Annotated in this window: 12 protein-coding genes; 1 reads left to right on the top strand and 11 read right to left on the bottom strand. The window is 59.5% G+C overall.

The genetic code is table 11. From position 1 onward, the window contains the following. Positions 1-8: 8 nt before the first annotated feature. The 11 genes from pseI to DT070_RS03665 are packed head-to-tail and all read right to left on the bottom strand — an operon-like array spanning position 9 to position 12,436. Positions 9-1,097 (bottom strand): pseudaminic acid synthase, encoded by a 1,089-nt coding sequence (gene pseI, locus DT070_RS03615; protein ID WP_228778585.1) that lies wholly within the window; start codon positions 1,095-1,097, stop codon positions 9-11. Continuing rightward, positions 1,067-1,591 carry a UDP-4-amino-4,6-dideoxy-N-acetyl-beta-L-altrosamine N-acetyltransferase gene (pseH, locus tag DT070_RS03620; protein ID WP_206074052.1) on the bottom strand — a complete coding sequence of 175 codons (525 nt, stop codon included), beginning with the start codon at positions 1,589-1,591 and terminating at the stop codon, positions 1,067-1,069. Before pseH ends, pseI begins: the two co-directional genes overlap by 31 nt. Next, positions 1,581-2,666: a UDP-2,4-diacetamido-2,4,6-trideoxy-beta-L-altropyranose hydrolase gene (gene pseG, locus DT070_RS03625; RefSeq protein ID WP_122954184.1), complete on the bottom strand. Its 1,086-nt coding sequence runs from the start codon at positions 2,664-2,666 to the stop codon at positions 1,581-1,583. Before pseG ends, pseH begins: the two co-directional genes overlap by 11 nt. Positions 2,667-2,671: 5 nt before the next feature. Beyond that, the gene (locus tag DT070_RS03630) at positions 2,672-4,699 is read right to left on the bottom strand and encodes an aminotransferase class III-fold pyridoxal phosphate-dependent enzyme (RefSeq protein WP_122954185.1); all 2,028 of its coding nucleotides are present in this window, start codon (positions 4,697-4,699) and stop codon (positions 2,672-2,674) included. After that, the gene (locus DT070_RS03635) at positions 4,696-5,577 is read right to left on the bottom strand and encodes an aldo/keto reductase (protein WP_122954186.1); all 882 of its coding nucleotides are present in this window, start codon (positions 5,575-5,577) and stop codon (positions 4,696-4,698) included. Before DT070_RS03635 ends, DT070_RS03630 begins: the two co-directional genes overlap by 4 nt. Further along, a complete protein-coding gene (gene pseC, locus DT070_RS03640) occupies positions 5,574-6,734 on the bottom strand; it encodes a UDP-4-amino-4,6-dideoxy-N-acetyl-beta-L-altrosamine transaminase (RefSeq protein ID WP_122954187.1) in 1,161 nt (386 codons plus the stop codon). Before pseC ends, DT070_RS03635 begins: the two co-directional genes overlap by 4 nt. Beyond that, entirely contained in the window at positions 6,731-8,530 is a 1,800-nt protein-coding gene (locus DT070_RS03645) for an ABC transporter ATP-binding protein (RefSeq protein WP_206074053.1), read from the bottom strand. Before DT070_RS03645 ends, pseC begins: the two co-directional genes overlap by 4 nt. After that, positions 8,527-9,621, bottom strand: coding sequence for a GDP-mannose 4,6-dehydratase (gene gmd, locus DT070_RS03650; protein WP_122954188.1), 1,095 nt, complete (start codon positions 9,619-9,621; stop codon positions 8,527-8,529). Before gmd ends, DT070_RS03645 begins: the two co-directional genes overlap by 4 nt. A gap of 15 nt (positions 9,622-9,636) precedes the next feature. Continuing rightward, on the bottom strand, positions 9,637-10,656 hold the full coding sequence (locus DT070_RS03655; protein ID WP_122954189.1) for a GDP-L-fucose synthase: 1,020 nt from the start codon (positions 10,654-10,656) through the stop codon (positions 9,637-9,639). Then, positions 10,653-12,116, bottom strand: a complete 1,464-nt coding sequence (locus DT070_RS03660; RefSeq protein WP_122954190.1) for a mannose-1-phosphate guanylyltransferase/mannose-6-phosphate isomerase — start codon at positions 12,114-12,116, stop codon at positions 10,653-10,655. The genes DT070_RS03655 and DT070_RS03660 overlap by 4 nt, the downstream gene beginning before the upstream one ends. After that, the gene (locus DT070_RS03665; protein WP_122954191.1) at positions 12,113-12,436 is read right to left on the bottom strand and encodes a MarR family EPS-associated transcriptional regulator; all 324 of its coding nucleotides are present in this window, start codon (positions 12,434-12,436) and stop codon (positions 12,113-12,115) included. Before DT070_RS03665 ends, DT070_RS03660 begins: the two co-directional genes overlap by 4 nt. Positions 12,437-12,735: 299 nt before the next feature. Here DT070_RS03665 and DT070_RS03670 point away from each other — a divergent pair, with 299 nt between their 5' ends. Continuing rightward, complete coding sequence (locus DT070_RS03670) at positions 12,736-13,296, top strand: sugar transferase (protein ID WP_122954192.1); 561 nt, start codon at positions 12,736-12,738, stop codon at positions 13,294-13,296. The last annotated feature ends 8 nt before the right edge of the window (positions 13,297-13,304 follow it).

A 13,304-nucleotide genomic window follows, 5' to 3' on the forward strand; every position in this document is an offset into this window, starting at 1 on the left:
GACGTGCTTCAGCGGCCCTTCAGATGGTCCCAGCTCAAGGCCGTGCCGAACGTCACATCTCGGTCCAAGTAACGGCCGACCACCTCATCCAGGTATTTCGGCGCGAGGCCGAAACCAGGCCTGACACTGCGGATCGCATCGCTGGTGATCAAGTCGCCGGCTTTAAGGTCCTTGACGAAATACAAGGAGCGCCTGAACTGCACATTGCCCTGCTCGCTCGACTTGCGCCCGAAGTCCACCTTGCCCAAGGCGCTCCAGGCGGTACGCGCGTCGTTGCACAGTGCCGCGAGCTCGCCCGGTTCGAGGGAGAAACTGTCATCCGGCCCGCCGCCGCTGCGATCCAGCGTGAAATGTTTCTCAATGATGGAGGCGCCTAGCGCCACACTGGAAATCGCCGTCGTGTTGTCCAATGTGTGATCCGACAGGCCGGTGACCAGTCCGAAGCGCCGCTGCATTTCCGGAAGCGTGGCAAGGTTGTAATCGGCGGCAGGAGCCGGATAGCCGCTGACGCAATGAAGGATGGCCAGCTCACTGCAGCCGCCGGCGCGTGCCGCCTCTATCGCTTCACCTATCTCTTCCGCATCCGCCATACCGGTCGAGATGATCATCGGCTTGCCGGTGCCGGCGACATACTTGATCAAGGGCAGGTCGACGGCCTCGAACGAAGCGATCTTGTAGGCAGGTGCATTCATGTCCTCAAGCAGATCAACGGCGGTAGTGTCGAACGGCGAACTGAAGATGGTGATACCGACTTTTCTGGCGTGTGCGAACAGGGGTGCATGCCAGTCCCAGGGCATATGCGCCTCGCGGTACAGGTCGTACAGCGTGCGTCCATCCCATAAACCGCCCTTAATATGGAACTCGGCGGCGTCGCTGTTCAAGGTGATGGTATCGGGGGTATAGGTCTGCAGCTTGACCGCATCGGCGCCGGACTTCCTGGCCGCCTCGATAATCCGCAGCGCGGTGTCGATATTGCCGTTGTGATTGGCCGACATCTCCGCAATGATGAAGGGAGGCTCCCCCAGTCCGATTCTGCGGCCTGCGATATTAATATGTGGTGCGTCGTTCATTTTGAATGCCCCGATTTCATGTTCCATTCGTCCTGCAGCAGGCCGAAGCAAATAATGTCGTGATAGCTGTCGGCTATCCTGTGCTGCTGCCGCAGGACGCCCTCCTGCCGGAAGCCGAGTTTCTGATGCATGCGAATGGAGGCCTCGTTGAAAGCCAGTGCCTGGCCGCACACCTTGTGCAGCGCCAAGGTGTTGAAAGCAAATTCGAGGGCAGTCGAACCAATCCTGGTTCCGGCACCCTTTGTCCCATCGGGAGCGGCATAAAACCCCCATGTGGCAATTGCCCCAATCTCCACGCCACTGAAACCCACGAAGCCAAGTGGTAGACCGGCCTCCTCGACGATCAACAAGCGGCGCATTGGATCCTGGGTGCTGCGCTCGAACCATTGCTGATGCTCGGCAAACGTAATTTCATGCTGCGTCAGCATACAAGCCCGGACCTGCGGCTGATTGCGCCACGCCAGCATCTGCTCCAGATCGGCGGCCCCCACCGGGCGGATGCGGCAATTATTAACTTGCATGGCTCATGGCTTCCACGACGCGGGAAACACCCATTCCGTCGCATACGGCGCGGCAGGCCTCCTGCATATCCAGCATATTACGCGCCACGCTCAAGTTCGCTATTTTGGCCTTCAATTCCATCGCCAGTTCGCGCCCGCCCAGCAGCAGCGAGACCGCACCGGCCTCGCTCAGGGCAAGTGCGCCGCCGCGCTGGTTGTCGGCAAGCACCATCGTCAACGTGGGCAACCCGAGGCAACAGCGCTCCCAAGCGGAAGTGCCGGCCGCCCCGATCGCCAGATCGCTGTCCGCCATCAGTTGCGCCATATCCCGCACATCAACTAAAACCTCCACGGCCTGCATTTGCCTTGCCTGGGCGCGAACCTCGGGCAGCCACGGCGCGCTCGCCCCCATCACAACCGTGATACGGCTGCCAACCGGCAACGGGTGGTGCATCAGGGCATCGAGCACCTGACCGGTCGCGTTATCCCTGTCGATGCCGCCCATGCCGATCAGCAGGCGGTCCATCCTTGCCTGGGTGCGCCGGGTGAAGCTGTATTCACGCAATGCCGAAAAATCAGGTCTCAACAACGCATATCGAGGCCCGGCAAGAACATCCGACCCCGCGGGAACCAGTCCGGCGTAGTCATCAGCCTTGCGATTCAGATTCTGGTCGAGCAGAAGCTTGCAATCGTGGAGCCGGTCGGCCAGGTCGTCGAAGACCATGACATGCCGGCTCACCGCGCCCGCCAAGCGCTCCCAGCGCGCATCCAGCGCATAGTGATCCACGACCAGCCAATCGACGGTGGCGGCGCCCACCGCCGCTACGGTCTGCTGCGCATCTGCCGCCCAGTCCGCGCCCAACCAACTGGCGTAACCTCCGGTGCCACATTCCCGGCCTGCATCGGAAAGCAAAGGCAAGGCATGCGCCTCATGGCCGCGGGCACGAATCACGTCGATCAAATTTCCGGAGTGCTCCCGGCATACGAAGCCGCACCGACCACCCTGTGCACGCAACGCATCCGCCAGCGTCAGGCAACGCATGACGTGGCCGGTGCCAATGTCCAGCGAGGCATCCGCGCGAAAAATGACCTTCATCACGCTCAGTTCAGCCGCTTGAAGCCCGCATGACACAACGGCCCCTTCATCAGAGCCATGACGTCGCGCCCGTCTTCGCATTCCCTGATCAATTTGAAGATCGGAGCAAGCGCATCGAAATACCCGTCAACGATATCGGGAGTGTGCTCGGTGCAGGCATAGGCGCTGTTGCCGGCCAGGTAGCCCTTGTCGAGCATTTCCTGGGTGATCAGTGTTTTATAGGCCAGGGCCTGGGGGCTGAGGAACGAAAACCCGGCCAGTGCCGGCAGGCCCCAGTGAGAAATTTCAAGCCCATGCTGGTCGGCCAGTTGCTGCCACCGCTGGCGAATGCCCAGGCCGGTCTGGGTAATGGTGCTCCACGACTGAACGCGCTCCATGACCTCCAGCGTCTTCAAGGCAGCTGTGGGGCCAATGCGCTCGGTCCAGAAGGTACTGCTGATGAAGGTGCTCTGTGCGGCTTCCATGATGTCCCTACGCCCGATGGTCGCGGTGATGCCGTAGCCGTTGCCCAAAGTCTTGCCGAACATGGCCATGTCGGGCTCGACGCCGTACTTCTTGTGCAGACCGCCGAAGGTCTCGCGAAAACCCGACGTGCACTCGTCGAAGATCAGCACGATGTTGCGGTCGGTGGCCAGTTTGCGCACCTTCTGCAGGAAGTTGTCTTCCGGCCCCATATTGCGCACCACCTCCATCTTGATCACGCCGATGTCGTGAGCCTGAACCAGGGCCTCCAGCTCGCCAAAGTTGTTGTAGTTAAACGGAAAGACCGTTCCCGCCAGGTTACGCGGAACGCCATTCGGCTCCAGGCCAGGCAGCAGGTGGCCGTCCAGCCCCTTGTCGGCGCCCAGGTTGGCAGACAGATACCAATCGTGCCATCCGTGGTAGCCACAGATCGCCACCTTGTCACGCCCAGAGGCGGCGCGAGCGATGCGGATTGCCACGGCATTCGCCTCGCCGCCTGAGCGGGCAAGGCGGGCCATGTCGGCCCAAGGATGGAGTTCGATCAGCTTCTCGGCGAGGTACACCTCTTCGGGGCAATTGAACGTCGACATGTTGCCGGCATCGACGGTCTTGCGCACCGCCTCATCCACCTCGGGATGACCGTATCCAAGCGAGTTGGTGCCGACCCCCATGAGGCTCATGTCGATGTATTCATTTCCGTCGAGATCCCAGACCTTGCAGCCTTTGGCCTTGCTGAAATAAGCCGGCCATTGATCGGGCAGAAACATCTCGGCGCGCTTGGAGAGCAGCATGTTGCCGCCCGGAATGATCTGCTTGGCCCGTTTCCAAAGTTTTTGCCCGTTACCCATTGCAGCTCCTTCGTTTCGTTGTACCTGGTGGTTGGCCGCGAACAGCGCGGGTGTATCCGATTGCAGTTGAAGCACCTGGCGCCAGCCGAAGTGGATTTCAGGGGCAAAGTGCGCAAAGACGTTGCTCGCCACCTCGAAGTCGGCCGGCTCATCGACCGTCCATCGCAACCCCGACAGGTCCTGTTCGTTCTGCATCGCGGCCGTCGTGAAACGCCCGGAAGTCCGGACATAAGGCGTCACATGTTCATGATCGAACTGGCTATCGCTTTCCTTCAGCGTCCGCTCCAGCGCGGCCAGGTTCACGACTTCGATGTCCAGCCCATCGGGATAGGTGGCCGGACTCACATTGCTGAAATAGTCGACCCCGGCGAGGCGGAACTGGCGGATGCAGTCGTCAACCAAAACTGGGTCGACCAGCGGGCAGTCCCCCGTGATGCGCACGACCACATCAGCCTGGTGTGCCTTGGCGGCCTTGACGAAGCGATCCAGGACGTCGTTCTCGCTACCCTGTTCGCAGGCATAACCCAAGCCCTGAACATGCTCGACCAAAATGCGATTCCGGGGCTCGATCGACGTGGCCACGATGATCTTGTCCAACTCGACGGAACGCGAAAGACGGGCCAGCAGCAGTTCGATCATTGGCACCCCGCCGATTGCCTTCATCACTTTGTTGGGCAATCGGGTCGAGCCCATGCGGGCCTGGACGATAGCAACGATTCTCATGATCCGGCCCGATTCCAGTTTGAAGGATTGATCAGATCCGCATCAGCACAAGCAAGGTCCGGCAGCGGCAGGGGCGCCATCACCTTTGCATCTGCGCAATCGTGCAGCAGGGTCTTGAACTCTTCGGCGCTCGCCACACCGACAACGACGCGACCGACCTGCGGCAAGGAAAGCGGATATTGAAGGCACGCAAAGGTCGCCGTAACGGCATGCGCATCCAGCCAATCGTGCCACGCGTCCCATAAATGATTCCAGCGCGCGAAGCGGGCGGGTATGGCGGCCCTCGGCATGAGCAGTAGCCCCTGGAGAAAGGCGGAGCGCGTGTGCACCTCCACGCCGGCTTCATGCAGGCGCTGCAACCAGCCGGATGTCTCCAGGCGGCGGTCGAGCAAGTTCAATGGAGCCTGCACCAGGTCAGGCGCGCAGACCGGCATGATCGAAGCCAACTGTTCCGGCTCGTAAATGGATACGCCGACCTTGGCTACCAGCCCCTCCTGCTTCAGCGCCTGCAATGCATGAGCAAGCGCCTGCCCCCGGGGGCCTTGGAGCTGTTCGGCACGATGCAGAAGTACGCCATGAATCCGCGTCACGCCCAGGCGTTTCAAAGAAGCCTCGATCTGGCCGCGCACCCACGCCTCGACGCTGTCCACATCCCCGGTAATTGCGGGCAGCTTCGTCACCACCTTGAAACCAGAGACTCCAACTTCGCCCAGACAGGCTTCACTGTCACCGTAGGCGATCGCGGTGTCGATCGTATCCACACCACCCGTCCGAGCCAAGCCGACAATATTGCGCGCAGCCTCGCGCGAGACCTGACCACTTAAATTCGAAACACCGTAAGCGAGGCCGAACTGGGCCCCTCCCAACGCAAGCTTCATGCGAATGCCTCGGCCAGGACCTGAATAACCTTACCTTGCTCGATGCCGGTCAGCGTCGGGTACATCGGGATGCTCAAGGTCTGCTTGTGATAACGCTCAGACGCCGGACAATAGCCCGCACGAAAGCCCATGGCCTCGTAGTATGGCTGCCGATAGACCGGGATGTAATGCAGGTTGACATTGATTCCGGCGGCCTGCAGCGCGTCGTAAATCCGTCGCTGCGTGGAGCCACTTGCGTCCTGATCGACTTGAATCGTATAGAGGTGATAGCTGGAGTAGCTGTCCGGATGCTGCCACGGCAACTGTATGGGCAAGCCGGCCAACTCGTTGTCATAGCGTTCGGCGATGCGGTGGCGCATTTGGACAAGTTCCTGCAACCGCTTCATCTGGCTCACGCCCAGAGCGGCCTGGATGTCGGTCATCCGATAGTTGTACCCAAGGCAGATTTGCTGGTAGTTCCAGATCTCATCGTCCGGCCGTAGCTGCATTTTTTTGGATTCGCTGGTGATGCCATGACTACGAAACCGCTGCATCAGACTCGCGAGAGCGGGATCATTGGTCAGCGCCATGCCACCCTCACCGGTCGTGATGATCTTCACAGGATGAAAACTGAACACCGTGATGTCGCTATAGCGGCAGTTCCCGACCGGTTCGCCCTGGTAGCTGGCGCCGATGGCATGCGATGCGTCTTCAATGACCTTGAACCCATATTGCTGGCTGAGCTTGTGAATGCCCGCCATGTCGCAGGATTGGCCGCTGAAGTGCACCGGAACCACCACCTTGGGAAGTCGGCCTTCCTGCTGCGCATGTGCCAGCTTTTCAGCCAGCTTTTCCACGCTCATGTTGTAGGTGGCAGGGTCAATGTCGACAAAGTCGACCTTGGCCCCGCAGTAAAGCCCGCAATTGGCACTGGCGACAAAGGTAATCGGCGAGGTCCACAACCAGTCGCCTTCGCCCAATTCGAGCGCCAGGCACGCGATGTGCAGCGCAGCGGTGGCGTTATTGACCGCGATGGCGTATTTTGCACCCACCTGGGTGGATACGGTCTGCTCAAATAACGGAACCATGGGTCCTTGCGTCAGGAAGTCCGATTTAAGGACCTCCAGCACAGCGGAAATATCAGCTTCGGAAATATCTTGTCGGCCGTAGGGAATCATGGGGAAATGCCTTGTGAAGGGTGGCCGATGATGTCGGCATAGGAGCCCACCCGTTTTACAGCGCCAGCGTCCAATTCGACGATTTGCGAACAATTCTTCAAAGTCGTCAAACGATGGGCCACGATAAGGATGGTCAATTCACCGCCGAGGCTATCAATCGCCTGCATGACGGCCTGTTCGGTCTCGTTGTCCAGTGCGCTCGTGGCCTCGTCGAACACGATGACATTGGCTTGCTTGTACAGCGCCCGGGCGATGCCGATTCGCTGGCGCTGTCCGCCGGAAAGACGTACGCCGCGCTCGCCGACCATGGTTTCGTACTGCTTGTCCCAGGTGGCTATGGTCTGAGCAATTTGCGCCTGCTCGGCGGCCGCGCGCAGACGAGTCCGATCGATCTGGTTCGCGGGCACGCCGAAAGCGATATTTTCGGCGATCGTACTGTCGGACAGAAAAATCGCCTGCGGCACATGCGCAATATTCGCCTGCCAGGCACGATGGTTTTGGGGGGTGATCGCTACGCCATCAACCTGCATGGTCCCGTCGGTAGGCGGCAACAAGCCCATCACGATGTCCAGCAGCGTACTCTTTCCACTGCCCGTCTTGCCGATGAACCCAATGCGAGCGCCCTTGGGTATCGTCAGGTTCAAGCCATTCAACACCAGCGGACCTTCCGGGGTATAGCGAAAGCGCAGGCACTTCAGATCGATGCCGTAGCGGAACGCAATCGGCGCTGGCCGGGGTTCGCTGGCATAGGCGGGTAAGGGCTGGTCTAGCAGTTCCAGCGTGTCCCGCAAGGGGGCGCGGCCGGCATGGATGTGCGCCAGGCTCGAGTAGACCAGTTGCATCACGGGTAACAAGCGCTGCGCGCCTAGCACCATGGCGCCGATCACGGGGATCGCGGTAGTGATGCCTTCCGGCCGGTTGGCCAGCACATAAGCCAGCACGGCGATAACGACCATCCCGAGGGCCTCAATGCCGAAGCGCGGGCTACCATTGGTGATCTGGACGTTGGCCATGGCCCGCCGAAGTGGTTGGTCTGCATTCAGATAGGTCTTGCAGTAGGCCGCCTGCGCGCCATCGATCAACACGTCGCGAATCCCGCTGAGACCTTCTTGTACCGCCTTGATGACCTGGTTTTGCTCCCGGCTGATGCATATGCTGTTTTCCACAAGCCGCTTCTTGGTAGCCAGGAGGATCAACACATAAATCGTGCCGAAGACCACCAGCACGACAAAGGGGATCAGCGGCTCGATCACGATCAGGGCCGCGACGATGGTCAACAGCATCAGCAGGGAGCTGACGATGGCGAGGACGGGCAGAATGATGCCGTTCACCAACCCGTTCGCCTTGGCTGAAATGCCCGCAATGACCTCGCTGCTATTGCGCGCCAGATGCACCGCATAGGGCTGATAGAGCGTGCGGCGGTAGATGCTGATGCTGAAATCCGCACCTATGGAATGGCTCAGCCGCGTCTGCGCCCACAGGAGAATAAAGCGCATCACACCCGAGACAATCGCCGACACAGCGAAAACCACGGTCAACGGCAACAACAGTTGCCTCGCTTCGGTCAATCCGAGCCACTGGATCACGCCTTGCATATAAGGCTGCCTGAAAATCGGCTCCGGATTGGTCAACACGCCCAGGAACGGCAACACTGCACCGATGCTGATCACCTCGGCCAGGGACGCGAGGATCATCAGGGCAAACAGGACGCTCAGTTGCACGCGGCGCCGGGGGCTGATGTGAGGCCACAGCCGGCGAAGAAGTTCAAACAGGGACTGATGGCGCTGCACGGTCACTCGTGGTAATCCATGGTCTTGAAACCATGGTGCTTGATCAGCTCATCGCGCTCGGCAGCCTTGAGGTCTTCGCGCACCATTTCTGCGACGAGTTCCGCGAACGTAATCTTGGGCGTCCAGCCCAGCTTTTCCCGAGCCTTGGTCGGGTCGCCCAGCAGAGTCTCGACTTCGGTCGGGCGGAAGTAACGCGGGTCCACGCTGACGATGCACTTGCCGTTGCCGTCATAGCCCTTCTCATCGACGCCGGCTCCTTCCCAGCGGATGCGCATGTCCAATTCCGCGGCTGCGGCATCGACAAAATCCCTGACCGAAAATTGCACGCCGGTGGCGATCACAAAATCCTCGGGTTTTTCCTGCTGCATCATCAGCCACTGCATTTCAACGTAGTCGCGTGCATGGCCCCAGTCGCGCCTGGCGTCGAGGTTGCCGAGGTAAAGGCAGTCCTGCAGGTTGAGCTTGATGCGGGCCAGCGCGCGCGTGATCTTGCGCGTCACAAAGGTTTCGCCGCGCACCGGGCTTTCGTGGTTAAAAAGGATGCCGTTGCATGCGTAGATCCCGTACGCCTCGCGGTAATTGACCACCATCCAGTAGCCGTACAGCTTGGCTACCGCATAGGGGCTGCGTGGATAAAAGGGTGTCGTTTCCTTTTGCGGAATTTCCTGCACCAGGCCATACAGCTCGCTGGTGGACGCCTGGTAAAAACGGGTCTTCTTCTCCAGGCCAAGAATGCGGATCGCCTCCAGCAGGCGCAGCACGCCCAATGCATCCGAATTGGCCGTGTACTCGGGCTCCTCGAAACTGACCGCCACGTGGCTTTGGGCCGCCAGGTTGTAGATCTCGTCCGGCTGGATCTGCTGGATGATGCGGATCAGCGAGGACGAATCGGTCATGTCGCCGTGATGGAGAAAGAACTGCACGTCGCGTTCGTGGCGATCCCGGTAGAGGTGATCGATGCGGTCCGTATTGAACAGGCTCGTGCGGCGTTTGAGGCCGTGCACGATATACCCTTTTTGCAGCAGCAACTCGGCGAGATACGAGCCGTCTTGACCGGTCACACCGGTGATGAATGCGACCTTTTGCTTTGAGGACATCGTCTGAGGCTTTCTTTATCTTTGGGCCGCTTGGGAGGGCGGTTGTACGGGCGGTCGTGCGCTGGGCTGCGAGGCCAGGAAATCCTGGTACGCGGCCGCCAATCCCTGCGTAAGGCTGACCTCGGCGCGCCAGCCCAGTGCATTCAGCCTGGCGCTGTCCATCAGCTTGCGCGGCGCACCGTCGGGCTTGCTGATATCGAAGCTGAACCCACCGGAATACCCGACCGCGCGGGCGACGGATTCGGCAAGTTCACGTATGGTGATGTCGCTGCCGACGCCGACGTTGATATGGCTTTGCATGGGCGACACGTGCCTGTCGTAGCTCGCCTTGTCCAGGTTCATCACATGGACGCTCGCGGCGGCCATGTCATCGACATACAGGAACTCCCGCTTCGGCGTTCCGCTGCCCCAGATAACCACCTGCGGCGCGCTTTCTACCTTGGCCTCATGAAGGCGGCGGATGAGCGCCGGGATGACATGGGAGTTCTCGGGGTGGTAGTTGTCGCCGGGACCGTACAGATTGGTCGGCATCACGCTGCGGTAGTCCAGGCCGTGGCTGTCGCCGTATTGGCGGTTATAGCTTTCGCAAAGCTTGATGCCGGCGATCTTGGCAATCGCGTAGGGTTCGTTGGTTGGCTCCAGCGTACCCGTCAACAAGGAATCTTCGCGCATGGGCTGCGCGGCAAGACGCGGGTAGATGCAGCTGGATCCCAGGAACAGCAGCTTGCGCACGCCGCTGCGGAAAGCGCTGTCGATGACGTTGGCCTCGACCATCAGGTTTTCGTAGATGAACTCGGCGGGATAGGTATTGTTGGCATGGATGCCGCCGACTTTGGCCGCCGCGAGATACACCTGCGAGGGCTTTTCGGTTTCGAAGAAATGGCGCACTGCGGCTTGATTCGTGAGGTCAAGCTCCGCGTGGGTGCGGGTCAGCAGCAGCTCAGCCGGGTGGCCTGCCGCCAGCAGTTGGCGGACAATGGCCGAGCCGACCATGCCGCGATGGCCGGCGACATAGATCTTTGCGTCGGTCCTCATCGGTCACTCCGTCCGTACCGATCTTCAAAACGGACGATATCGTCTTCACCCAGATAGCTGCCCGACTGCACTTCAATGATCTCCAATGGGATCGTGCCGGGGTTGGTGAGGCGATGGACCTCGCCCAAAGGGATATACGTTGACTGGTTTTCGGTCAGCATGATCGTCTTGTCGCCGCAGGTGATCTCTGCCGTGCCCTTGACCACCACCCAATGCTCTGCCCGGTGATGATGCTTTTGGAGGCTTAGACTTGCCTTGGGTTTGACCTGGATACGCTTGACCTTGAAGCGCGGCCCCTCGTCGATGCTGTCGTACCAGCCCCAAGGGCGATGCACTTTGCGGTGCATCGCCAGCTCTTCCCGCCCGCCGGCAGTAAGCTGGTTGACGATGTGTTTGACGTCCTGGCTGCGGGATTGGTCGGCGACGAGGACGGCATCCGGGGTTTCGATGACTATAAGATTGTCGACGCCAACAAGACCGACGAGACGGCTGGTGGCATGAACCAAGGTATTGCGACTGTCAACGGTCAGAACATCCCCAAAGCAGGCATTGCCCTTATCGTCCTTGGACAGAATTTCCCAGACAGAATCCCAGGCGCCCAAGTCACTCCAACCGGCATCAAGAGGGACCATTTTGAGCGGGAAATCGCTACCGCGGCAGCGTTCCATCACGGCGTAATCGACGGATTCGGCAGGAACGGCAGTGAACTCCTGCTTTCCGGGTCGAACAAATTTCTGGTCGATGCTGCGCTTTGCCCATGCGGCGCGGCTGGCTTCGGCAATATCCGGCCGGAAGCATTCCAGAGCCACCATCCACACGGAAGCTTTGAGCACGAACATGCCGGCATTCCAGTAATACCCACCCTCGTCGAGGTAAGCCTGTGCCATTGCGGCGTCGGGCTTTTCAACAAAACGCTCCACGGTAAAACCCGGCGCTGGCTCGCCGGCAGTTGATACCGCCTTGATGTAGCCGTAGCCGGTTTCCGGCCCATCCGGCGTAATGCCAAGGATGACGACGGCACCCGCAGCAGCCTCGCGAATTGCCGCTTGCATGGCGATAGCGAAAGCCGGCTGATCAGCAACGGTCTGATCAGCCGGGGTCACGAACAGAACAGGATCATCTCCATTTTCCATCGCGGCAAGGGCTGCCAAAGTCAGGGCTGGCGCAGTATTACGTCCCACGGGCTCAAGAAGCGAGCACCCCAATTCAATGCCCGCTTCGCGCAATTGTTCCTGCGCCAAAAACCGGTGCTCCTCATTGGTAACTATGTACAGAGGCGCAACTTTAATTTGCGCATCACCCACGCTCATCAACCGCTTCGTGGCCAGTTGAAACAGGCTTTCTTCACCCGTAAGACAAAGAAACTGCTTGGGAAACCCCGTTCGCGAAAGCGGCCAGAGTCTCGTTCCAGACCCACCGCATAGAACTACCGGCCTTGCTTGAATCGTAGGTAAGCTCATTCGTTGCCGACCTCGGTTTTCAATTGCTCGATTTCGGCTTGCAACGACTCATACTCCGCCAGCTTTCGCTTTAAAAACTCAGCTGTCAGCTTCGACTTCTCTGCCACCCCCGACGGCGTTAGCAGGTAGGCGTAAGCAAGCTTGTTGTCGCTGCTGCGAAAGTTCTGAACCTTGATCAGCCCTTTGCTCATTAGCGCCTTGAGGCAGTAATTGGTCTTGCCAAGGCTGATACCCAAGGCATCTGCCAAGCCGCGTTGATTTACCCGCGGATTTGTCTGCAGCAAACGCAGTACCTGCAAATGAGACTCTTCAGTGGACATGTTTATCTTGGGTTGCTTTGTCGGGTCAGTGCAGAAAGCTCCGATACCATCTGTTGTTGATGCCGCGCAGACTTAGTATGTTCAACAGATGAACAGTATATATGTAAGGCATGGATTTTTCCAGTAAGTGCAATGACCAAACGCCCCTCCTCTATTTGGAGGGCGGCATTAACGCGAACCCGTCAGCATAGAATCGAGCGTCGTAAATGCTGTTGCGCACAAACTGCAGAGCTACCCGGGAGGGTGGGTATAAAAGGAGCATTCATGACAAGTTCAAAACAGCAAAAGGTGATGTTCCTTTGAAGCGGCTATTCGATCTGGCTCTTGCCGTCCTACTGTCAGGCGCCCTTGCCCTTCCTATTCTGATCGTTGCCATCCTGGTCCGGCTCACTTCACCAGGCCCGGCGCTGTACTGGTCTGATCGCGTTGGCCGTCAGAACCGCATATTCAGGATGCCAAAATTCCGGAGTATGCGCACGGGCACCCCAGCTGTTGCCACGCATCTGCTGGCGAACCCGCAGGCGCACCTCACTTCAATCGGCCCGTTTCTGCGTAAAAGCAGCCTCGACGAACTCCCGCAGCTTTGGAGCATCCTCGTGGGGGACATGAGCTTTGTGGGGCCGCGACCGGCACTGTTCAACCAGGCTGACCTGATTGCGCTACGTACGGCGCAGGGGGTGCACGAACTTGTCCCGGGACTCACGGGATGGGCGCAGATCAATGGCCGCGATGAGTTGCCGATTCCTGAAAAAGTGGCGCTGGATGCAGAGTATCTGCGTCGGCAGTCGCTCTGGTTCGATATCCGGATTATGTGGATGACCGCAGTCAAAGTGCTTCGCCGTGACGGCGTTTCTCACTAAGCCGCAAA

This window comes from Polaromonas sp. SP1 (genome assembly GCF_003711205.1).
Lineage (GTDB): Bacteria > Pseudomonadota > Gammaproteobacteria > Burkholderiales > Burkholderiaceae_C > Polaromonas.

Coding starts and splice junctions, on each gene's coding strand:
- pseI (WP_228778585.1), bottom strand. CDS start 1,097: ATGGAACATGAAATCGGGGCATTCAAAATGAACGACGCACCACATATT.
- pseH (WP_206074052.1), bottom strand. CDS start 1,591: ATGCAAGTTAATAATTGCCGCATCCGCCCGGTGGGGGCCGCCGATCTG.
- pseG (WP_122954184.1), bottom strand. CDS start 2,666: ATGAAGGTCATTTTTCGCGCGGATGCCTCGCTGGACATTGGCACCGGC.
- DT070_RS03630 (WP_122954185.1), bottom strand. CDS start 4,699: ATGAGAATCGTTGCTATCGTCCAGGCCCGCATGGGCTCGACCCGATTG.
- DT070_RS03635 (WP_122954186.1), bottom strand. CDS start 5,577: ATGAAGCTTGCGTTGGGAGGGGCCCAGTTCGGCCTCGCTTACGGTGTT.
- pseC (WP_122954187.1), bottom strand. CDS start 6,734: ATGATTCCCTACGGCCGACAAGATATTTCCGAAGCTGATATTTCCGCT.
- gmd (WP_122954188.1), bottom strand. CDS start 9,621: ATGTCCTCAAAGCAAAAGGTCGCATTCATCACCGGTGTGACCGGTCAA.
- DT070_RS03655 (WP_122954189.1), bottom strand. CDS start 10,656: ATGAGGACCGACGCAAAGATCTATGTCGCCGGCCATCGCGGCATGGTC.
- DT070_RS03660 (WP_122954190.1), bottom strand. CDS start 12,116: ATGAGCTTACCTACGATTCAAGCAAGGCCGGTAGTTCTATGCGGTGGG.
- DT070_RS03665 (WP_122954191.1), bottom strand. CDS start 12,436: ATGTCCACTGAAGAGTCTCATTTGCAGGTACTGCGTTTGCTGCAGACA.